We start from the raw sequence: 22,084 nt of genomic DNA on the forward strand, positions 1-22,084 counted from the left end.
ACGTAGCTGAAGGCATAACTCTTACAATAAACCATTCATTTATAGAAGGAGAGATACGATATGTCCAAACAGCGTAAATTCGTAAATGTAGCTGCAGGTGTACCTGGTCCAAAAGGAGCGGCGCTGATTGAAAAAAGAAAGCAATACGTTCCAAAGGGTGTTGGCAACAATACGCCGATCTTTGTAGAAACCGCTTCAGGTGCACTGGTGAACGATGTGGATGGCAATACCTACATTGATTTCGCTGGGGCGATCGGTACGCTGAACGCAGGCCACTGTCCAAAAGAAGTGGTAGATGCACTCAAAGAACAGCTCGACAAGTATATTCACCCATGCTTCCACGTAGGCATGTATGAGCCATATGTAGCACTGGCAGAAAAGCTGGCACAAATCACCCCGGGCAGCTTTGAAAAGAAAACAATGCTGGCAAACAGCGGTGCGGAAGCAGTAGAAAATGCGGTGAAAATTGCCCGTAAATATACAGGTCGCCCAGGAATCATCTCCTTTAGCCGTGGCTTCCATGGACGTACACTGCTCGGCATGTCGCTCACCTCCAAAGTAAAGCCGTACAAATTCCAGATGGGTCCATTTGCTCCGGCAACGTATAAAGCACAGTTCCCGTATCCAATGAACAAGCCAGCTTCTATGACGGATGATGAGTACGCGCAATTCTGCATTCGTCAATTCGAAGACTTCCTGCTGACAGAAGTAGCACCTGAAGAAGTAGCTGCGGTTATCATGGAGCCAATCCAGGGCGAGGGCGGATTCATCGTACCACCTGTCTCCTTTGTGCAAGCTGTCTATGAAATTTGCAAAAAGAACGGCATCTTGTTCATCGCAGACGAGATTCAAACCGGCTTCTGCCGTACGGGCACGATGTTTGCTACGACACAATTTGGCATCGAACCAGACATCATCACCATGTCCAAATCGATTGCAGCTGGTCTGCCAATCTCTGCTGTTACAGGTCGCGCTGAAATCATGGATGCTCCAAATGCAGGTGAAATCGGTGGTACCTATGGAGGAAGTCCGCTTGGCTGCGTAGCGGCACTCGCTGTTATCGAAAAAATGGAGCGTGAAAACCTCGCTGCCAGAGCGCAATACATTGGCGACACCATTAAACAGCATTTTTCCGCGCTGCAAAAAGATTTCCCTGTGATCGCAGATGTACGTGGTCTGGGTGCGATGTGCGCAGTAGAATTTGTCGATCCAGAAACAAAAGCACCTGCAAAAGAGCTGGTGGCTGGTCTGACAAAAGGCTGCTACGAGTCCGGTGTTATCGTACTTTCTGCTGGCGTTCACAGCAACGTACTTCGTTTCCTCTCTCCACTGGTTATTACTGACGAGCAGCTGGAGGAAGCGCTCGATATTATGACGGATGTGCTGAAAAGCCAATACGTAACGAACTAATTTGCGCGGGAGGTCACTATGAAAAAGCATCTCTACATCAATGGACAATGGAAAGAAGCAAAAGAATATGCACCTCTCTACTCCCCCTTTTCAGGTGAGCTGCTGGCGGAGATTGCTCAAGCGGACGAAAGCGATGTAGATGAAGCAATCGAGGCGGCGAAAGCAGCGAGTAAAGCGATGGCGAAGATGCCAGCCAGCCAGCGGGCACTGATCTTGGAAAAGGCAGTCGCCATCATGGAAGCACGCAAAGAGGAGCTGGCGGTCATTCTCGCGCAGGAAGCTGCAAAGCCGCTGCGTACGGGGCGTGGAGAAATCGCGCGTACAATCCAAACATACAAATTCGCTGCGGAGGAAGCCAAGCGTATTCACGGGGAAACCGTCCCACTTGATGCAGCTCCGGGTGGCGAAGGACGTCTGGCCTTTACAGTTCGCAAGCCAATCGGTGTCGTTGGAGCAATCACTCCGTTTAACTTCCCGTTCAATCTCGTTGCACATAAAGTGGGACCTGCGATTGCGGCGGGGAATACAGTCGTTTTAAAGCCAGCTAGTCAGACGCCGCTCAGCTCGCTGATATTGGCGGACATTTTTGCCGAAGCTGGGTTGCCGGCAGGCGCCCTCAACATTTTGCCTGGAAAAGGCGCGGTTGTGGGTGAAAAGCTCGTCGGCGACAGTCGCATCGCAGCGATTACCTTTACAGGTAGCCCTGCAGTCGGCATCGCGATGAAAAACAAGGCTGGACTCAAGCGCGTGACTCTGGAGCTTGGCTCCAACTCGGCTGTCATCATCGATCACAATGTAGAAATTACGCAGGCGCTGATTGACCGCTGCGTGATGGGGGCATTTTCCTTTAGCGGTCAGGTATGCATCTCGCTCCAACGCGTCTATATTCATCAAAGCAAGTATGAGGAGTTCCTCGATAAATTCAAGGCGGCAACGGAGAAAATGGTGCTGGGTGATCCACTGCAAGAGGAAACGGATATGTCCTCTCTCATCTCTTCGAAGGATCACGAGCGGATGGGTGCTTGGGTACAGGAAGCTGTCGATGCCGGGGCACATGTTGTCACGGGGGGCAGAGCTGTAACGGATCGTCTCTATGCACCTACCATCCTGACCAATGTTGGGGCGCATGTTTCTTGCTCTTGCCAGGAAGTATTTGGTCCGATCGTAGTCGTGACGCCATTTGCGACTATCGATGAGGCAATCGAAGCCGTCAATGATTCCCGTTTTGGCTTACAGGCAGGGATCTATACGAGTGATATTCATGCAGCCATGCGCGCAGCTGAGGAGCTGGAAGTGGGCGGCGTGATGATCAATGATATTCCGACCTTCCGCGTAGATAACATGCCATATGGTGGAGTAAAAGATAGCGGCTTTGGACGTGAAGGCATCAAATATGCAGTAGAGGAATTAACAGAACTGAAATTAATCGCAATCAAGCTATAGCCATTTATTGACGAGTCCTAGGGGCTCGTCTTTTTGTATTCCCACAATTAACCAGGAAACGATGTTTTGAGACGTTCGTCCTATTTACAGGATTGCTTTGTTCAGAAATGGTATATTTCCTTATCGTAAAATAGAGAGTGTTATGTGACGCGACTAGATATGGATATCCCTTATTCTGGTTGTTGTTTCTACGACTTTCTCTTCTTATGCTAATCAATAGACAAGTAGGTTTAGGGTTACGGAAAGAAGGAGCAAAAAGATGACAGAATGCAATGCAGCAGCTAGGAAAAAAGGCTTCTTTATGAACGGAATCTGGCTGGTATGTATGTTGGCTTTGCTGGCAGGGTGCGCTCCATTTGGGAGAAGTGACACCCCGCAGAAGAACGATGACAACTCAGCCCCTGCCCAAAAAATGGTTCGCTACGAAGGGGAAATGAGCAAGGAAGTATCGCTCGTGTATACGACAAAAAGGCAGCTCGCGCTCACCTTTAACGGCATGGGCGACAAAGAAACCATGTTGAAACTCCTGGATGAGCTCGATCGGTATCATATTCAGTCAACTTTTTTTCTGCCGGGTATGCGTGTAGCGGAGGAGCCTGATATTGCCAGAACGATTTTATCCAGAGGGCACGAAATTGAAAACAATACGCTGAGTCGGGTTGATTTGACCAGACTGTCGTATGAAAAGCTGTATTCGGAAATCGAATTGGCAAATCAAGTCATCAAGAAGGAAACAGGTGTGGTGCCACGGTATGTCAGGACCAAGCTGGGTGATTACAATGACGATATTCGTCTGGCAACCGCTCAAAATGGACAAGCAGCTGTGATTTCGTACAGTTTATTTTTGCACAATTGGCAGAAGGAGACAGACGAAGAAAAGCGACACTACTTGCGAAAATACATCAATCGCGGTGGGATTATTGCCATCGATACGGAAGAAAACAAACAGCTGGTGGGGGATATTCCACTCATCGCTGAAGCCGCAGCTGATGTCGGGTACAAATTCGTTTCCTTGCATCAATTGATTGAGCAGGGCGGCGAGCGTAAGCCATTGGAAGCCATTCCAGGATACGATGCTGCCAAGATCAATGCAAAAATGGATGACGCTGCCTACAGGTTGATCTATCGAAAAGAAACGAACAAAAAAGAAGTGGCGTTATCTTTTGACGATTGGGGAACGGACGCGGCGGTTACAAAAATCCTCGATATTTTGGAGCAAAAAGGCGTAAAAGCCTCGTTCTTTTTGCGAGCCGATGGTGTAGAGCGAAATCCCAATCTGGCACGAGCGATTGCCGAGGGCGGCCACGATGTTGGCAATCATACATATTCCCATCAGGTGAATACAAAGATTACGCCAGAGCAGCTTCAGGAAGAAATTGTGAAAGCCCATCGAGTCATTAGAGAAGCCATTCAAGAAAAGCCTACGATGTATTTCCGCCCGCCGACAGGTGAATTCGACGAACGTACTTTGCGGGCAGTAGCAGCGACCGGTTACCACACCGTTGCGATCTATGATGTGACACCTTCCGATTTCGTGAAGAGCAACAGTGCGGATGATATCGTGGCGGCCATCATGGAGCAGACGAAAAACGGAAGCGTGATACTGCTGCATCTGCTAGACGATATCCACACAGTGGAGGCGCTCCCGACTGTCATCGATAAGCTTAGAAGCAAAGGCTACACCTTTGTGAGAATGACAGATATGTTTGGTTAATTATTTTATAAGACGAAGCGAGGAAAACCTTATGGATTTATTCGAAGCCATTGTGGACAGGCAGGAGAAGATTGCGGTCGTAGGTCTTGGATACGTGGGGCTACCCATAGCAGCAGCATTATCGAAACGGGCAGATGTGATTGGCTTCGATGTGAATCAAAAAAAGATAGAGGCTTATCAAAGCGGAAAGTTTTTGAGTGAGGATGTGGGTGAGGACGATCTGGCAAATGGGTCCACGGTAGAGTTTACTGCTGATGAAACCCGACTTGGCGAAGCGAGCTTTTTTATCGTCGCGGTTCCAACCCCTGTGAAAAGCGGGAATGTACCGGATCTCCACTTTGTGAAAAGCGCCACAAGAATAGTAGGTAGACAGCTCAAAAAAGGAGCAGTCGTTGTTTTCGAATCAACGGTGTATCCAGGTGTAACGGAGGATATATGCATCCCCATTTTGGAAGCCGAGTCTGGACTGCGTTGCCCGGACGATTTTAAGGTAGGCTACTCCCCCGAGAGAATTAATCCAGGTGACAAGGTCAACCGTTTGGAAAACATCGTCAAGATCGTGTCCGGGATTGATCAGGAGGCACTTGAGACGATTGCCAGAGTATACGAGCTGGCGATTATAGCCGGTGTGTACAAAGCCGATAGCATCAAGGTTGCCGAGGCTGCAAAAGTGATCGAGAACGCCCAGCGTGATATTAATATTGCCTTCATGAATGAGCTGTCGATGCTGTTTCACCAAATGGGCATCGAAACGAAAGCTGTGCTTGAGGCCGCTGGGACGAAATGGAATTTTCTTCCTTTTACACCGGGCCTGGTAGGTGGCCATTGCATTGGCATCGATCCCTACTACTTAACCTATAAGGCAGAGGACAGTGGCTATCATTCCAAGATCATTTTGGCGGGACGACATATTAACGACGGGATGGGCGTCTATGTGGCACAACAAATTATCAAGCTGCTCGTCCGTCTGAAGCTGGATGTTCCGAAAGTAAGAATTGGTCTTTTGGGATTAACCTACAAGGAAAATTGCAGTGACATACGAAATACAAAGGTAACGGATATTATCGAAGAGCTAAACGATTACGGCATTGTTCCGCTTGTTGTCGATCCTTTGGTGGACCCGAAGGAAGCTTACGCTGAGTATGGCATCGAGCTTACAGACATGTCATCTCTTCATAATCTGGATATCGTGGTCGTCGCGGTTCCCCATGCTCCCTTTGCCGAAATGAAGATCGCCGATTTCCAAAAATGGTTCGGGGAGAAGCAAACAAAAGTGATGATCGACATCAAAGGGATCTACAAGAAAAAAGAGTTTGAGAACAACGGTTTTTATTACTGGAGCTTGTAATAAATCGATTGGAGAGAGCGACAGTGATGAAGAAGAAGAAAAAGAAAATTGTAGAGATCCTGACGGTTTCCAGAGCAGATCGGCGTATCCTCTCAAATGTACCTGACCCGGAGAATATTCGCGTCCAGGTCGATCGCAGGGGCGTAAAAGAGGACGTACAGAACGGTGATCAGGAAGATCCCGAGTACATAAATCGGCTGCGCTTGCTTAGTCTGCGTTATATGGCCGATTTTGAGGTGATTCTGGTACCAAGAAGACAATCGGCAAAGAACGGGATCAAGGCAAAAGCAGTCGATATTTCCTCGTCGGGTCTGCTCGTTGAGCTGGTAGTTCCCGTAAAAGGCCTGCAAGTTGACAGTATCCTCAATATTCAATGCGATATCCCGCCCGGTACAATGCCGGAGGGTTTTGAATCGTCCGTCAAGCTCGATGCGAAGGTGGTACGCATTTTCACCCGCGAGCAGGACGGGCAGGAAAAAACGATGGTGGCTTTTGAATTTTCCAAGCCGCTTACTGACTATTTTCAGAGAAAGCGGTGGGGCTACGCGATTTATATGGCGAGTGCTTCGCTGTTCGTAGCCGCGCTTTTCGTTATGCTCATGCGCGCCGAGAGCATTATTTATTTCAAATACAATATTTATTTGTACTTATACAGTCTGATTGCGGCTGCTTTTTTGCTGACGCGCTACTTATTCGGAGCTTTGTACCGGGACGTGCCCGTTCATCCAGATTATACGCCCGGTGTGAGTATTATTATCCCCTGCTTCAATGAAGAAGAGTGGATTCACCGGACGATCTTGAGCTGTGTGAACCAGAACTACCCGATCGACAAGCTGGAGGTTATCGTGGTCGATGACCGATCTACGGATAAGTCTGTAGAACAGATCGAAAAAGTCATTGCGATGATTCACAGCGAGGCAGGACGCTATATGACCAAAGAACGGGTGAAAATGCATGTACTGCCTGAAAACGGTGGGAAACGGGTCGCGCTGGTAAAAGGTGTGGAAATGGCGAAGCATGATCTCGTTGTATTCGTTGACTCAGACAGCTTTTTGGAGCCGACTGCGATCCGAAATCTGGTACAGCCGTTCCAAGACCCGCGTATGGGCGGGGTAGCTGGGCGTACTGACGTAGAAAACAAATTCACCAATACGATTACCAAGCTGCAAACCGTTCGTTACTACATTGCCTTCCGGATCATGAAGGCAGCGGAATCGTGGTTTGATAGCGTAACCTGTTTGTCTGGACCATTATCCTGTTATCGGAAAGAGCTCATTCTCGAGCACTCAGAAGCGTGGTTAAACCAAAAGTTTCTCGGACAACCAGCTACCTTCGGGGACGACCGAAGCATGACGAACTATATTTTGAAAACCCATCGTACAGGCTATCAGGATTCTGCTATTTGCTCCACGATTGTTCCCTCTGATATGGGTGTATTTTTGAAGCAGCAGATGCGTTGGAAGCGCTCCTGGTTACGGGAATCACTACGCGCGGGCGCGTTCATTTGGCGTAAAGAACCTTTCATGGCCCTTTTCTTCTACATTGGACTGATTGTACCGATCGCTGCACCTATCGTTGTTCTTTACAACCTGGGCTACGTACCACTCGTCCATCATATTTTCCCGGGCACCTTTTTGATGGGGCTGTTGTTGATGGCGCTGCTGATGAGCCTGGCGCATTTGTTTTTCCGCAAGAGCAAGCTATGGCTATTCGGAATCGTCTTCTGTGTCTTCTATGAGTTTGTTTTGCTCTGGCAGATGCCTGTCGCTTGGGTAACCTTCTGGAAATCGACGTGGGGGACACGCGAAACACCACAGGATGTCGAAGCAAGACTGAAAAAAGAAGCGCGTAAGCAAAAGAAAAAAGGGATCAGCTTACCTTTTTAGTTTCGTACTTCGCAAAGGGAATGGAAGACACAGGGAGTGAGGGTGGCAGGAGTTATGAAGAAGAAACAAAATACTGCCCTTGACTATCGTAAGAAAGATCGCAGGAAAATCATCAGAACGATTACGCAAACCGCGATCTTGCTAGCCTTGGGTATCATGCTATACACCATTATTTTTAATGCTGTGAAATACGATGAACCGGTTCAAGCGAGCTGGAACAATGAGAAGGGGTTTATTGCCCTCTCGTACTTTGGTGTAGGGCGTTCAGGAACGCCAAAATTAATCGCCAAAAAGGATTTGGATGAGCAGCTTCAAGCACTCTACGATCAGGGCTACGTTACGATTTCCCAACAGGATATCATCGATTTTTACAAGAACAAGAAGCCGCTACCTGACAAGGCCTTATTCTTATCCTTTGAGGATGGACGCAACGATTCGAGCTTGTTTGCCCAGCCTGCACTGGAGAAATACAACTACAAAGCAACGATTCTTTCCTATGCTAACAAGATGGGAAACAGCGAAAATAAGTTCCTCCAGCCCAAGGATATGCTGAAAATGATGAAATCCGGCTTCTGGGAAATGGGAACGAATGGTTATCGTCTGACTTACATTAACGTCTTTGATAACGAAGGGCGTTTTATCGGGGTCAAGGATGAGGGCGAGCTGTCGAATAAAACAAAGGTCGGTTATTACAATCACTACTTGATGGATTTTATCCGGGATCACAACATGATTCCGATTGAAGACAGAAACCAGATGGAAGAGCGGATTCATACCGACTACAAGCAAATCAAAGACATCTACTCCAATCAGCTTGGCTTCGTACCAGGTGTCTATATGATCATGCATGCCAATACGTTGTATGACGGGATGAATCGTTTGGTTTCCGATGCAAATGATGTGAACATCAAAGAGCTGTTCAACATGCATTTTAATCGGGAAGGTAATGCTTACAATGACAGCAAAAGTAATCTGTACGATCTGACGAGGCTGCAGCCAGCTCCGTTTTGGTATACGAACCATTTATTGATGAGAATCCAGCATGATACCGGTCAAAAGATGAAGTTCGTACGTGGTGATGAAGAGTACGCGAGACAATGGGATCGATATAGTGGAACAGCGCAATTTATCGAAAACAAAATTGCATTAACCTCACCTCCTGGTGCTGCTGGCATGTTATATTTAAAAAATAGTGCCGGACACGGTGATTTGAACATTTCGGCCAAGCTGGAAGGGAATGTGATTGGCAAGCAGACCATTTATGTTCGTTACGATCGGCTCAAGGACAGCTTTATTCGGATTGTTCTGCATGATAATAAGCTGACCGTAGAGCAAAAGCAGCCAAAGGGTGAAGTAAAGGAATTGTTCACGACTAAATTAAGCGACGTGCAATGGAACCCGTTGGACTTGTCTTTTGATCGGGCGTCGGTCTACACGAGGGAGCAAGGTGAATCTGGTGCTCCAAAAATGGAAGAGTATCCGATCAATATTCAAAACACACGACAGCTGGAGATCGCTGTAAAAGGGGACTCCTTGCGTGTAATGGTTGATAAGGATGTGCTGCTTGACGACCAGAAGATCGACAGTACGATAGAAGGCGGCGTCGCGTTGGAAGCTGAACACAGCAAAGTGAACAAAAAAGACGATATTTACGATGGCGTCTTTACGGATGTAAAGATAGCTTCACCGGGAGCCAAGGAAGCTGAAGAAACGGTATTGTTCACGAATATTTACGCTGGATTCCAGGCTGTAGTGGCGGGAGTGGAGAATGCGATTGATGCTTCTATCGATTGGGTGATCGACACCTTCTAAATAAAGCAGCAAAGGAGATTAGTTCCAGGTGTCAAAAACGAATCTGGTAGGTAGGCGTGGTGTGATCCTGACAGCAATGCTACTGATCTTCGGTGGAATGGTCGCGTGGTATTTTCAGAATGGAGATGACCCAAATAGCTTGAAAAAAGTGGACGCAGCGGAACAAAAGAAAAACCTTGAGCTGACCGCGTGGGTCGTGGACTGGCAGTGGCAGGAAGCGACAGCGGACTTCAACAGCATGACAGATGGCTTGTCCAGCGTTCAGGCGTTTGCAGCCTATTTCGATGAATCGGACAAGCTGCTTTTTACCGATCAATTTCGACAGGCACTGCCGGTGATCCATGATATTTCCAAGCAGGGCAGCTTTGTCAAAGTCGATTTGACGATTGTAAACGACCGTATCAATAAAGACGGAACCGAGGTACAAAAGGACCCTGGAATCGTCTCGAGACTGCTGGCAACGGATGAAAGCCGTGAGAAGCATATCAAAGAAATTATGGATGCGGTCATTTCAAATAATTTTCATGGTGTCGAGATCGATTATGAAAAGATTGATCGCAAAGACTGGTACAATGTCATCGTGTTTTATCGGGAGCTGTACTACAAGCTGCATGCGGCGGGCAAAACATTGCGCGTTGTCCTGGAGCCGCGTACGCCAATTGAGGAGATTTCGCTGCCAGAGGGCCCAACATATGTCATGATGGCTTATAATTTGTACGGCACCAAAACGGGACCAGGACCAAAAGCTGATCATGCCTTTATCGAAAAGCTGGCGAATCGCTTAAAAAAGGTCCCGGGCAAAAACATGATTGCATTGGCGCTTGGCGGGTTTGACTGGTCAGAATCGGGTAAAGTGACTTCGGTTACAGAAAAGCAGGCCATACAGCTCGCTCAAAGCGGTCTGGAGCCTCCAAAGCGTGATGAAGCAAGTGGCAGTCTCTCTTTTCAATATGTGGACAAGGACGGGGTCACGCACACTGTCTGGTATGCAGATGAGGTCACCTTGTCACAATGGATTGGTGTTGCGAGAAAGTCTGGATACGATAAGATCGCTTTATGGAGACTCGGGGATCTGGGACAAGGTGTCCTGGATTATGTCAACGAATAAGTCTCAGAAAAAGAATCAGAGGACACGCAGAAAAAGCGTCGTCCTCTTTTTTTGTGTTGGTTGTACATAGTAATGTTCGAATTATGGTGAAGTAAATTAGGCGCAGGTATAAAAGAATAATGCACACTCAATAAAACACGAACAATATTAAATTACCATTTGAAAAAGATCGTGTTTTGTGTTAATTTAACACTTGTGAAAAATGATCGTTTATATTCGAGTTTTTGAACAAAAGGAGAAGACAAACATGGAATGGAAAGACATCATTGCGGCACTCAGCGTCGTATTAAACGGCCTGCCGCAAGGTCTGCTCGCGCTATCTTTGGGTTTTGCATCTGTACCTACTGCCTTGGCTTTCCTCATTGGTGCGGCAGGTAATGCGATCACTGGCTCCGTGGCTGTCGTTTCGTATCAGGCTGAGACGATTGCCTTGGCGGGAACGATTGGCAAAAGCATGAGAGAAAGACTTTCGATGATTTTTGTTGGCGGCATTATTATGACCATTATCGGTCTGTTCGGCTTTTTGGAAAAAATCGTAGACTTCATTGGTCCTGTTATTACGAACGGGATGATGGCGGGTGTAGGGATCATGCTGGCTCGTGTGTCCTGGGACATGGCCCGCAACAATATGCCAGTCGGTGCTACCTCGATGGCTACAGGCTTGATTACGTATTTCATGACCAAGGATTTGGTGTATACCGTTACCGTATCCGTACTGCTTTCCAGTCTCGTTGCGATTGTGCTGAAGCAAGACAGTGCCATCAAGCCCCTAGCGAACGATCGCCTCGTGTTGCAAAAGCTGACGTTTTCTCCGGCTATTTTGCGTGGAGCGATGGCGATGGTCTGCTTGAATATCGGTGCCAATATCGCTTTTGGTCAAATTAACGGCGAGATTGCAAAATCGGATGTAAACATCGATACGCTTAGTGTAATTAGCAGCGTGGCGGATATGGTGTCAGCTCTGTTCGGGGGTGCCCCGGTAGAGGCGATTATTTCCGCTACATCTGGTGCGCCAAACCCGGTTGCCTCAGGTGTACTGATGATGGTATTGATGGCAGCAATCCTGTTTGCTGGCTTGCTGCCAAAGATCGGACGTTATATTCCGAGTGAATCAATTTCCGGATTTTTGTTTGTACTCGGAGCGATCGTAACGGTTCCAGGAAACGCTACGGCTGCCTTGACCTCAGGAGATCCTTCATCTGGGCTGGTTGGCGGTATGACGATGGTAGTGACTGCAATTTCCGATCCGTTCTTCGGAATGCTGGCAGGCTTGCTGATGAGAGTGTTGATTAGCATCTTTGGAATGTAAGGATGAAAACAGGAGGGAGCACCATGGAAAAGACGTATACACTAGAGGTGGCAGGAGTTACACGTGAACTGCCGATTATGCCGATTGCAGACCATTTGAGCATCGCCAGTTTCGTCATTCTGGGAGACACAGAGCTGATAACAGCTGCTGCCCCGCTGCTGGCTGAAAAGCTGCCAGAGGTAGATGTGCTGATTACTGCGGAAGCAAAAGGCATTCCGCTCATTTTCGAAGTTTCTCGCGTCCTTCAGATGAAAAAGTATTATGTCGCACGAAAAAGCACCAAGCCCTATATGGACACGCCGCTGATTAATGAAGTAGAGTCCATTACCACACAAAAGAAGCAAATTCTTTGCCTCGATGGAGCAGATGCCAGAGAGATCGCAGGCAAGCGAGTTGCGATCATCGATGACGTAATCAGTACAGGAAAATCGCTGCAAGCAATCGAGGATCTGGTCGTGCAGGCGGGCGGCAATGTAGTTGCGAGAGCGGCTATCCTGGCTGAGGGCGATGCAGCCCAGCGTACCGACATCCTGTATTTGCAGGAGCTTCCACTGTTTCCACACGAATAGTCGACAATAAGCAACGCCCCTTCTGAATGCTCGGAAGGGGCGTTTTGCATGATTATTTCAAGAGATAGACAGCTCGTGAAGCCACAATCCCCTTTGCATTCTTGTCCTCAATCTTTTGCTCCACATACGGAATTCCGGCCTCCTGCAGCCTGATGCGGATCGCACTGAAGTGATGAAAATCAATGATCAGCGTCTTATTGCTATTCTTGATCTCCTGAAGCTGCTGCTTCGCATAGTTGTTGGTGGAGACTTGCCCAGCATTATGCGTGATGCCTACTAGCAGCATATTCACCGTCAGGATCACAACCATCGCTGTACTTGCATAGCGGGTTACCCGCTTGTCCGCTTCCCATCCGGCAGTCGCGAGCAGGAGTGGGATGAGCCACAGCTGCGGAACATAGCGTGCCCACCAGCTTTCCGGATTGATGAGTACAGTAAGCAGCAAAAGCGCACTGACGATCAAGAAGGGCTTTGCTTTCACTCTATCAGAGGCGAGCAACAGCAATAGAATCAAGCAGCCGATTATTAATGCTCCACCAAAAAGCGGACCCATCCCGGCAATGCGTACATCTGGTGCGGAAAACACCTGTAGCTCATCAAGGGTAACGGTAAACGGCCATTTGAAGCTCGTGTCGTTTGGTGTTGCGATGTTCTCGGACTTGCTAAGCAGCGACGTCCCCAGCTTTTGCAGTGCATTGATTTCCTTGAAGTTATGAGGGCTGTTTGAGGTCATAATATCGACCGCACCTTTCCCCGACAACGGATAAAAAGGATGCCCTTTTGAAAGCGTATTGGTGACGTATGGATTAAACCCGACGATCAAGACTGTAATGAACAAGCTAACAGAGAGCCACCCGAGCAGACTCTTCCATTTTCTTTGAGAATCGTAGAAAAAGAAGAGAACCAGCAGCCCGCATCCGAGCAAAACGGCGTACACCAGGGCTGTGAACTTGATTTGGGCAAGCAGCATGAGCGATGCACAAAACGTCAGCAAAACCCAGCCCCGATACTCCCTGAATAACAAATAGCCAAGCGCACAAATGATGAGGATAAGCGATCCGAGCTGACCGTCAATATAATAGGAGGTTGCTTGCGTGACTACAACCGGGTTGAAAGCGGCCAGGAAAGAAAGGAGACAAGCTCTCCCCTTTTTTACCGGAAAGGCAGTCAGCATGGCTGCCAGGCTCAGAAAAAAAGAAGCTGCAAGCAACAGAGAATTAAACATTTTCCCTGTTTCAATCTGATTGGTTACTTTGTACATGACCGCATCGAGCATCCACGGACCTTTGGCGTAATGATTGATCCAGAGATGAAAGGCAGTCAAAACCTCCTTGTGATCCATCTGTTCAACAGGCTTGGAGCTGCGCGAAGCAAGTGGGCTGTCATGAACGGGATTCCAGCCTTCCTTTAACAGAATTATGGCTTCCTGATGATACGTCTGTCCATCAAAGGAGAGATCAAACGTATTGGCGCTTATATACCAACTGCTCCCGACAATCACAGCCAAGCCGACCAGAAGTAAACCAAACCACTTCAACCGATGAGAAGAAACGAAAAACAGCAATCCGCCAGCCAGGCAAGAAAGTGCAGCGACTGCGGACAGCCAAAAGCTAATGACGGATACCCAGATGCCAAGTAAAAACAAGATCGACGTGCTAAGCACGATGCCTGCCGTAAACAATAGCAAGGTCATCCCGATCAAAAACGAGTACGTACCTGTACGGCTATTCATTTGCCTGATCTCCTGTCTACGAGCCAAGTATTCCGGGGACAAGCTGAGAAGCAAGATGCAGTAGTGTTGCGAGCAGGATGCCGAGAACCAGTCCTCCTGCAATTTCCCACCGTGTATGTCCCATGCTTTCGCGAAGCGGCTTTGCTGCTGCCCCATCCGAGCGTTTTTCCGCAAGCTGATTCAGCACCGCAGCATGCTTGCCCACTGCCCTGCGCAAACCAGTTGCATCGATGATAATAATAAACGTGACGGCTACTCCAAGCCCGAAAATCGGGTGAGTAAATCCTTCCTGCAATCCAATCAGAAAAACGGTCGTGACCATAACGGTTGTATGTGTGCTGGGAAAGCCGCCATTGCCGACCATTTTCCTGGCTTCTTTTCCAAAGCGCAGATAATGAATCAAAAACTTGATGACGCCTGACACGAACCAGCCAATAAACGGCGCTAATGCATATAACATGGAAAAACTCCTTTAGAGGGTATTACGACTGTGCAATGACGACGACACCAACTACGATAATCGCCAGACCAGCCATTCGCATGAGGGAGATCGGCTCATGAAAAATGAGAAACGAGAGCCCAGCTACGAGGACATACCCTAACGCCGCCATTGGATACGCGTAGGATAGCTGCACTTTTTCCAGCGCCGCGATCCAGATAAACGCAGAAAGTCCGTAAAGCGCGAGGCCCGCCATAATCGGCAGGTTCGTAAAGTAATGCAGGAATTTCATCAACAGCATCTCATTTTTTCCACCCAGTGAGGATGCGCCCATCTTCATGGCGATTTGTCCGCATGCACTGAGGATCACGGAGATGATGATAAGGACGAGTGATGGCATAGCTGGATCCACAACCTATCTGTGCAATTATGTTTCAAAAGCGTAAATAATCCCGGCCACCGTGATGACATAAAGCAGTACGGTAATGAGAATCGGCTTGTCCTGAATCAATACTTTTTCAGGGCTGCCCCCTTTGTCGGTAATCGTAATTAAATAGAGATAGCGGAAAATCCCGAAGATCACAAAGGGGATAGTCCACATCAGCTGAATGGTACGGCCCGAGGTAAAGGTAAACAACGAATAGCTAATGATGGTTGCTGAGGTGACAATGGTATTGAGTTGATTCAACAATTCGGACGAATAGCTGTCCAAGACCTTACGATGCGTTCCTTTTTCCGTTTGCAGCAGGTGAAGCTCATGACGTCTTTTGCTGATCGCGAGAAAGAGCGCGAGAAGCATAGTGCAGAGCAGAAACCACGGGGTAAAGGGCGTTTGGATCATCAAGCTGCCACCAATGGCACGCAACACAAATCCGGCAGAGATGATCATGACATCGAGAATGACTACGTGCTTGAGCTTCAGTGAATAGGCGATGTTAATCAGAAAGTAAATGGTGAGAACGATACCAAATAGATGATCGAAGTAAAAGGCCGAAAAGAGCGATCCGGTTAAAAGCACCGCACCAAAGCCGAGGGCCAACAAAGGAGGTAAGGCTCCTGATGCCATCGGGCGAAGACGCTTTTCGGGATGATTGCGATCGTTTTTGATATCGACAAAATCATTCAAGATGTAGACACAGCCTGACACAAAGCAAAAGAGCAGGAAGGCCACCGTCGATTCAACGATCAAGCCAGGGCTGACCTTGTGAAGAGAAAATAGCAATGCGGCAAAAACAAGCAGATTTTTGGTCCATTGATGTGGACGGAGTTGGCGAATTAACAGTAGGACGATCGGTTGTGCCGCTTTAGATTTGGCGTTGACGTCTACTTTCACCGAATTAGATGTTGCCCCCATATGTCTCTCCATTCAAAAAGAATCTGATACCGTAATAGATGACGGAAAATGTCAAAAGAACGTTACACCTGATATATGGTAACACAAAATGTCACTCATAAAAGGGCATCAAGTAGGATTGTTTGTGATGCTTGGAAGTCTTGCAAATAAGACGGATAGAAGGCATCTTGTGAGTTTTTTGTGAGTGTGAAATGATAGCATGAATGGACTCGTGTTTGGTGGGATGGTGATTCTCTATTAAAACGTGGAAATACCTAAAAATTCTCGGAATCTGCTTGCTCTTTTTGGTCTCGATCTTGACCTTTTACGGCATCTATAATCAAACCATACCTGTGAAGGACACGCCACCAGCGGAGCGGGGGGTACTGGACCTATCGGATTGGGATTTCCACAAAAAAGGATTGGTTAGTCTTGATGGACAGTGGGAGTTTTATGAGGGACAGCTGCTTACCCCCGCTGATTTTCAACAGGGAAGACGTGCGGATGTCACCTATTTGACCGTGCCTGGGACGTGGAAAGGAAAGCAGGAAGCAGGTGGGATGTCCAGAAAGGGTTTTGGAACGTATCGGCTAAAAGTAATGGTGGAGAACACGGATGCCATATACGGCATCAAAATGCGGAATGTTCGCATGTCGCATTTGTTATACATCAATGGTCGATTAGAGGGAGCGAGTGGGAGCCCTGCTGCCAGCCCCCAGCTGCATCAGCCAGGAAACACCCCGTACAGTACCTATTTTCATACCGATACGCGTGAAGTGGAGATCATTATTCAAGTAGCCAACTATATGTATATCACGGGTGGAATCATCAATTCGATTCAGTTTGGATTGCATAGTGATATCTCCATGCTGAGCGGAATACAGCTCGGTACGGATATTGGTGCGGTGATCGTGCTCCTTATTTTGGGGATTTACCATCTCAATTTTTACTTCCTGCGCATGAAGGAAAAAGCGTATTTGCTAAGCGGCCTCTATCTGCTCATCATCATGGTCGGGCAGCTTATTTACGGGGAAAAGGTGCTGCTCCGTTTTTTGCCGATGATTCCGTTTGAGATTGCATACAAGATGCAGGACTTCAGCGTTTATTTGAGTGCTATTGTGATGACGGGTATGTTCTACTTCATGGATCGCAGGGTCATGAGCGTCAAAAGAATAAAGCAAGTCATGGCTCCCTTGGCCATCTATCTACTCGGAATCATCGTATTGCCGTATCCGGTTCATAGCGAGTATGAATATTTGTTTCTGATTTATTTAGAGATTCTCTTTTTGTATATTATTGGGCGAATGATCTATCTCCTGAATCAAGACCGTCAAAAAGATCCGTCCAAACGAAAAGAAGTCATGCTATTTGTTAGTGCCAGTGGAGCCTTGCTTATCTTTTTAACGGACGGAATCTTGTATTCGGAAAATATCGTTCCTACCGATTTGATCGGAAAAATGTGCTTTATTGCGTTTATTACCTTGTACAACATTCTGTTAGCCGTACGTTTCACTACAGCCTATGAGAAAACGGAAACACTCTCGCATCAGCTCGCTATATCGAATCAGCTCAAGGATGAGTTTTTGACGAATACCTCGCATGAAATGAAGACGCCGCTGCATGGTATTTTGAACATCACCTCACATTTGCTGGATGACGAGGAAAATACGCTTTCTGCCAAGCAAAAGCAAAATCTGTGGCTGGTCAAGGACACGTCGATCAAGCTGTCGATGCTGATACACGACTTGATTGACGTGACCAGGCTCAAGCATGGGGAGCTGCGGCTGAATCTGACGGTTGTAGATGTACGCGTGGTGACGCAATTCGTTTTTGATGTTTTGCAATTCGAGCTATTGGGAAAAGATGTGCGTCTGGATAATCTCGTAGAAGCAGACGTATGCGTCTATGCGGATGAGAACCGCTTGCGTCAAATCATGTACAATCTCGTGCAAAATGCCATCAAGCATACAGAAGAGGGCTATATTCAAGTAAAGTCGAGCGTTACGGACGCGGGTGTAGTCATCTATGTAGAGGACACGGGAACAGGGATAGCGAGTCATCAGCACCAGACCATTTTTGAGTATTTCGAGCAAGTAGATGCCCCATTGCCACAAGATGGCTATACAGGCATGGGGGTAGGCTTGTTTATCAGCCGTAAGCTTGTCGAGCAAATGGGTGGTGACATTCGTGTAGATTGGTCGGTGATCGGACAAGGAACGCGGATGATGTTTGGCTTGCCGAAAGCCAGCATGACACAGGCTAGTCGTGAGCTAGCAGCGGCTGATGCGCATCAACAGCGGGTTGTTTCTTCAGATTCATCACTGGACCTGCTGCACGAGTACGATCAAACGATTATGATCGTTGACGATGAGGCTTCCAATATACACACCCTGCTGCAGATGTTAAAAAAACATAAATATAATGTGATTACGGCATTCTCGGCCAAAGAAGCCATGACCAAAATGAATCATGGTTCCAAAGTCGATTTGGTGATTTTGGATGTGATGATGCCGGGAGTTTCCGGAATTGAGCTGTGCCGCATGCTGCGCACTCACTATTCCATTATCGAGTTGCCGATTCTGTTTGCGACGGTTAAAGACACGCCACATGATATTGCTCTTGGTTACAGGGCGGGAGCCAATGACTATGTAACCAAGCCGTTTGATAGCGAGACATTGATCGCCAGGATCCAAACCTTGCTCGCCATGAAGACTTCGATTCGCGAGGCGATTCGCAATGAGCAGGCTTTTCTGCAAGCGCAAATCAAGCCGCATTTTCTGTACAATGCACTGAGCAGTGTCGTATCGTTCTGCTACACGGATGGCGAAAAGGCGGCGCATCTGTTGTCTATGCTCAGTCAGTATTTACGCTATATCCTCGACATGGATCGGAGCAGACTGTTTGTTCCGCTCTATCGGGAAATGGAGTTGATCGAGGCGTATGTCGAAATCGAGAAAGCACGGTTTGGAGAGAGACTTCAGTATGTCGAGTACGTAGATGAAAGCTTGCTGGATGTGGAAATTCCATCGCTGTGCATTCAGCCCTTTGTAGAAAATGCGATCCGGCATGGTCTATTTGAAAAGGATGATCGTGGTACGGTCACGCTGATTATTCGCGAGGGAGATGGCTATATCCAGGTCGTGATTGAGGATGATGGTGTCGGAATGGCAGATGACCTCCTGTACCAAATGACACAGGGAGTACGAAAAAGTGGCAGCATTGGTATCCAAAATATTCGGAAGCGCTTTGAGTCCATCCCTGGTGCCGTATTTACACTCGATTCTGAGCTGGGACATGGAACAAAAGTAACGATGTTTATTCCGATCAATAAGGAAGGTGCCGAAGCAGTGATAACGGAGAGGAGGGACACATTTGTTTAAGGTAGTGATCGTGGAAGATGAGCAACCGATTCTGGATTTAATGAAATATGTCATTGGACAAAACCCGCATTATACGATTGTCGGAGCCTTTACCTCTCCACTGGAAGCGTTGGCTTGTCTTCCCGATCTTTGCCCCCATGTGGCCTTTCTTGATGTAGAAATGCCGAGAATGAACGGGCTTCAACTGGGACAAAAAATCAACGAGCTATGCGGAGAGACGAAAATCATCTTTACAACAGCGCATAAGCAGTACGCCCTCGATGCCTTTGGGGTTCATGCGGTCGATTATATCCTGAAGCCCGTCACCCCGGCTGCAATTGAAAGAGTGACCCAACGCCTAATGAAGCAGCTTCCAACTATGGAAGGGAGCGTAAAGAGTGTTAGCCGGGCCTCCATTGCTTGCTTTGGCGGTTTCGAAATCCGCAATCCAGAGGGTCTTCCGGTTCGGTGGCCTACCAAAAAGACCGAGGAGCTGCTCGCGTTCTTGCTTTGCTATCCAGAGCGTGATATGAGCAAATGGCACTTAATGGATCTGCTGTGGTCAGAGATGGATGAGGAAAGAGCGACACATAATTTGCACAATACGATGTACCGATTAAAAAAGCTGATGAAAGAGCAAAGCCTCGGTATGGATATTCAAAAGACAAGTGAAGGGTATATGCTGCTAACGTTGGAACAGACGTACGATGTGCTCGCTTTTCAGCAATTTGATGCTTCTTCTTTAACAGAAGCACAGGGCTTGAGTAAGGCTGAGGATTTGCTCACGATGTACAAGGGCCCCCTGCTGGATCGAAAGGATTACCTCTGGAAAACCTCTCTGGAGGAGGGATTTAGCAAGCAGTATTCGCTGTTGGTCCGCAGCCTGCTAGAACATGATCTAGCTGCCCTCGATTATCAGCGTGCGGAGCAGCGTCTGGATACATGCTTATCAATGTACCCTTTACACGAGGAATTTAACGTAAGATTGATGGACATTTATGCTCGAAGCGGACAGCAACAAAAAATTTCTCTGCATTATGCCAAATTCGCAAAGGCATATCAGCTAGAGTTAGGAATGGAACCACCCCTCGAGATACAAGAATGGCTGCGAGAGAATACGTGATGGCAGAAAGAGACTACTCTTTCTGCCTTTTTCTTTTTGAGAGAAGTTTGTGAGACCGTTTTGCTAGAATTCGAATAAATCGCACAGATGTCGTAATCATCTTAGGGAGGCACAAAGTTGTTTCAGGCTGTGATTGTCGAGAAGGAAGATGAAATTTACGCAGTAGAGAAAAGTGCGTCAGCATCCATCAATTGCTTTGGGGAGTTCGAAGTACGGAATCGCACAGGTCAGCCCATCCACTGGCCAACACAAAAGATGGAGGAGTTGTTTGCCTATCTGCTTTGTCACCATGGTGAGGCAATGAGTGAGTGGCGCTTGGTCGACTCGATCTGGGCAATCACAGATAGCGAGCAAGTTAAGCAAAGCTTACACATTACGATCAACGGTCTAATCAAAATGGTTAAGGAGCATGGACTGGCGGTCGACATACAAAAACAAAGTAATGGATACGTTTTGGAAACAACCAGTAAGGATTATGATTTGCTTGCTTTTCAAAGGTTTGATTTATCGTTATTGCAACGAGAAAGTAATCATGATGCGATTGAACAACTGTGTGATCGGTACAAAGGTCCATTGCTGGAGAGAAGAAATTACAGCTGGAAGTATCCGCTGGTGAAGCACTATGGCCAGAAATACACCTCACTTGTCCGGCATTTGCTGCAAAGAGATATGGATGAACAAAGATGGCAGCGTGCAGAACGGAGACTATACAATTATTTGTCCATGTATCCCCTGCATCAGGAAATGAACCTGACGATGCTTCTTTTATATGCGCGCAGCAGTCAGTTGCAGAAAATGGAGAGACACTTCACATGGTTTTCGTCCCTCTATCAAATGGAAAAAGGGGAGGAGCTTCCGAAAGAGATTCGCGAGTGGGTCGAGTCTTATTTGTTGTAAAGGAGAGTGAGTATGGAAAATGGAAATGACTGTGCTGACTGTCGGAAAAATGAAGGATCAAAGCTTGCGGGCAGGGATTGAGGCATATAGCAACCGGTTGTCTGTCTTCTGTAAAATGCAAATCATTGAAATTCCGGAAGAACAGCTGTCAGACAAGATGCAAGCCGCTGACATCGAGAAGCGTAGAAACGATGAGGGGGAACGCATTTTGTCACATCTAACCCCAGAGCATTACGTCATGGCTCTCTCGATGAAGGGCAGACTGTGGACACCCAAAAGACTGTCCAATGAAATGGAGAGACTGTCGGCAAAGGGACAGAGTCAGATTGCCTTTGTCATCGCTGGAGCTCTGGGCTTGTCAGAAGCTGTACTGGATCGTTCCAATGAGCAGCTGACCATTTCTCAAAAAGTGTTTCCACATCAGCTGGCGCGACTGGTATTGCTTGAGCGCGTATATCGTGCGTTCCAGCTTAGTTTGGGGGAATCCATCTAACATGATTTTGCAGCGGGAGTGGAAGCAGCATGCAAAAAACGCAGCGATGTGCATGAATCATGCAATAGCTGCGTTTTTTTGTATAAATATTGTCTTAGAGGGACATTGC

17 protein-coding genes are annotated in these 22,084 nt (G+C 47.5%); 13 read left to right on the top strand and 4 right to left on the bottom strand.

Annotated features, from left to right (window positions below):
• The first annotated feature begins 60 nt into the window (after positions 1 to 60).
• The 9 genes from gabT to ADS79_RS22540 all read left to right on the top strand — a co-directional run bounded on the left by gabT (position 61) and on the right by ADS79_RS22540 (position 12,599).
• Entirely contained in the window at positions 61 to 1,410 is a 1,350-nt protein-coding gene (gene gabT / locus ADS79_RS22500; protein WP_049740584.1) for a 4-aminobutyrate--2-oxoglutarate transaminase, read from the top strand.
• A gap of 18 nt (positions 1,411 to 1,428) precedes the next feature.
• Positions 1,429 to 2,853 carry an aldehyde dehydrogenase family protein gene (locus ADS79_RS22505; protein WP_049740585.1) on the top strand — a complete coding sequence of 475 codons (1,425 nt, stop codon included), beginning with the start codon at positions 1,429 to 1,431 and terminating at the stop codon, positions 2,851 to 2,853.
• Between the two features lie 259 nt (positions 2,854 to 3,112).
• Entirely contained in the window at positions 3,113 to 4,567 is a 1,455-nt protein-coding gene (locus ADS79_RS22510; RefSeq protein WP_049740586.1) for a polysaccharide deacetylase family protein, read from the top strand.
• A gap of 31 nt (positions 4,568 to 4,598) precedes the next feature.
• Entirely contained in the window at positions 4,599 to 5,915 is a 1,317-nt protein-coding gene (locus ADS79_RS22515; protein ID WP_049740587.1) for a nucleotide sugar dehydrogenase, read from the top strand.
• Positions 5,916 to 5,941: 26 nt separating this feature from the next.
• The gene (locus ADS79_RS22520) at positions 5,942 to 7,801 is read left to right on the top strand and encodes a glycosyltransferase family 2 protein (protein ID WP_049741111.1); all 1,860 of its coding nucleotides are present in this window, start codon (positions 5,942 to 5,944) and stop codon (positions 7,799 to 7,801) included.
• A gap of 54 nt (positions 7,802 to 7,855) precedes the next feature.
• On the top strand, positions 7,856 to 9,613 hold the full coding sequence (locus ADS79_RS22525) for a polysaccharide deacetylase family protein (RefSeq protein ID WP_049740588.1): 1,758 nt from the start codon (positions 7,856 to 7,858) through the stop codon (positions 9,611 to 9,613).
• Between the two features lie 28 nt (positions 9,614 to 9,641).
• Positions 9,642 to 10,721 carry a glycosyl hydrolase family 18 protein gene (locus tag ADS79_RS22530; protein ID WP_236700060.1) on the top strand — a complete coding sequence of 360 codons (1,080 nt, stop codon included), beginning with the start codon at positions 9,642 to 9,644 and terminating at the stop codon, positions 10,719 to 10,721.
• Positions 10,722 to 10,968: 247 nt separating this feature from the next.
• The gene (locus ADS79_RS22535) at positions 10,969 to 12,030 is read left to right on the top strand and encodes a SulP family inorganic anion transporter (protein ID WP_049740589.1); all 1,062 of its coding nucleotides are present in this window, start codon (positions 10,969 to 10,971) and stop codon (positions 12,028 to 12,030) included.
• 23 nt (positions 12,031 to 12,053) lie between these two features.
• The gene (locus ADS79_RS22540) at positions 12,054 to 12,599 is read left to right on the top strand and encodes a phosphoribosyltransferase family protein (protein WP_049740590.1); all 546 of its coding nucleotides are present in this window, start codon (positions 12,054 to 12,056) and stop codon (positions 12,597 to 12,599) included.
• Between the two features lie 52 nt (positions 12,600 to 12,651).
• Here the strand turns inward: ADS79_RS22540 and ADS79_RS22545 are convergent, their stop codons facing one another.
• Genes ADS79_RS22545 through ADS79_RS22560 form a run of 4 tightly spaced genes read right to left on the bottom strand, consistent with a single transcriptional unit; the run spans position 12,652 to position 16,124 of the window.
• Complete coding sequence (locus tag ADS79_RS22545) at positions 12,652 to 14,331, bottom strand: hypothetical protein (protein ID WP_049740591.1); 1,680 nt, start codon at positions 14,329 to 14,331, stop codon at positions 12,652 to 12,654.
• Between the two features lie 16 nt (positions 14,332 to 14,347).
• Positions 14,348 to 14,791: a divergent PAP2 family protein gene (locus ADS79_RS22550; RefSeq protein ID WP_049740592.1), complete on the bottom strand. Its 444-nt coding sequence runs from the start codon at positions 14,789 to 14,791 to the stop codon at positions 14,348 to 14,350.
• A gap of 22 nt (positions 14,792 to 14,813) precedes the next feature.
• Positions 14,814 to 15,170, bottom strand: coding sequence for an SMR family transporter (locus ADS79_RS22555; RefSeq protein WP_049740593.1), 357 nt, complete (start codon positions 15,168 to 15,170; stop codon positions 14,814 to 14,816).
• A 27-nt stretch (positions 15,171 to 15,197) separates the two neighbouring features.
• Complete coding sequence (locus ADS79_RS22560) at positions 15,198 to 16,124, bottom strand: decaprenyl-phosphate phosphoribosyltransferase (protein ID WP_049740594.1); 927 nt, start codon at positions 16,122 to 16,124, stop codon at positions 15,198 to 15,200.
• Between the two features lie 275 nt (positions 16,125 to 16,399).
• Here ADS79_RS22560 and ADS79_RS22565 point away from each other — a divergent pair, with 275 nt between their 5' ends.
• The 4 genes from ADS79_RS22565 (at position 16,400) to ADS79_RS22580 (ending at position 21,975) form a co-directional block, all read left to right on the top strand.
• Complete coding sequence (locus tag ADS79_RS22565) at positions 16,400 to 19,483, top strand: hybrid sensor histidine kinase/response regulator (protein ID WP_307725591.1); 3,084 nt, start codon at positions 16,400 to 16,402, stop codon at positions 19,481 to 19,483.
• A complete protein-coding gene (locus tag ADS79_RS22570; RefSeq protein WP_049740595.1) occupies positions 19,476 to 20,585 on the top strand; it encodes a response regulator in 1,110 nt (369 codons plus the stop codon). Before ADS79_RS22565 ends, ADS79_RS22570 begins: the two co-directional genes overlap by 8 nt.
• Before the next feature lie 117 nt (positions 20,586 to 20,702).
• On the top strand, positions 20,703 to 21,482 hold the full coding sequence (locus ADS79_RS22575) for an AfsR/SARP family transcriptional regulator (protein WP_049740596.1): 780 nt from the start codon (positions 20,703 to 20,705) through the stop codon (positions 21,480 to 21,482).
• 19 nt (positions 21,483 to 21,501) lie between these two features.
• Complete coding sequence (locus ADS79_RS22580; RefSeq protein ID WP_049740597.1) at positions 21,502 to 21,975, top strand: 23S rRNA (pseudouridine(1915)-N(3))-methyltransferase RlmH; 474 nt, start codon at positions 21,502 to 21,504, stop codon at positions 21,973 to 21,975.
• Positions 21,976 to 22,084 lie beyond the last annotated feature (109 nt).

This window comes from Brevibacillus reuszeri (assembly GCF_001187725.1).
GTDB lineage: Bacteria > Bacillota > Bacilli > Brevibacillales > Brevibacillaceae > Brevibacillus > Brevibacillus reuszeri.

Coding starts and splice junctions, on each gene's coding strand:
- ADS79_RS22540 (WP_049740590.1), top strand. CDS start 12,054: ATGGAAAAGACGTATACACTAGAGGTGGCAGGAGTTACACGTGAACTG.
- ADS79_RS22535 (WP_049740589.1), top strand. CDS start 10,969: ATGGAATGGAAAGACATCATTGCGGCACTCAGCGTCGTATTAAACGGC.
- ADS79_RS22580 (WP_049740597.1), top strand. CDS start 21,502: ATGGAAATGACTGTGCTGACTGTCGGAAAAATGAAGGATCAAAGCTTG.
- ADS79_RS22520 (WP_049741111.1), top strand. CDS start 5,942: ATGAAGAAGAAGAAAAAGAAAATTGTAGAGATCCTGACGGTTTCCAGA.
- ADS79_RS22555 (WP_049740593.1), bottom strand. CDS start 15,170: ATGCCATCACTCGTCCTTATCATCATCTCCGTGATCCTCAGTGCATGC.
- ADS79_RS22525 (WP_049740588.1), top strand. CDS start 7,856: ATGAAGAAGAAACAAAATACTGCCCTTGACTATCGTAAGAAAGATCGC.
- ADS79_RS22550 (WP_049740592.1), bottom strand. CDS start 14,791: ATGTTATATGCATTAGCGCCGTTTATTGGCTGGTTCGTGTCAGGCGTC.
- ADS79_RS22560 (WP_049740594.1), bottom strand. CDS start 16,124: ATGGGGGCAACATCTAATTCGGTGAAAGTAGACGTCAACGCCAAATCT.
- gabT (WP_049740584.1), top strand. CDS start 61: ATGTCCAAACAGCGTAAATTCGTAAATGTAGCTGCAGGTGTACCTGGT.
- ADS79_RS22515 (WP_049740587.1), top strand. CDS start 4,599: ATGGATTTATTCGAAGCCATTGTGGACAGGCAGGAGAAGATTGCGGTC.
- ADS79_RS22510 (WP_049740586.1), top strand. CDS start 3,113: ATGACAGAATGCAATGCAGCAGCTAGGAAAAAAGGCTTCTTTATGAAC.
- ADS79_RS22545 (WP_049740591.1), bottom strand. CDS start 14,331: ATGAATAGCCGTACAGGTACGTACTCGTTTTTGATCGGGATGACCTTG.
- ADS79_RS22505 (WP_049740585.1), top strand. CDS start 1,429: ATGAAAAAGCATCTCTACATCAATGGACAATGGAAAGAAGCAAAAGAA.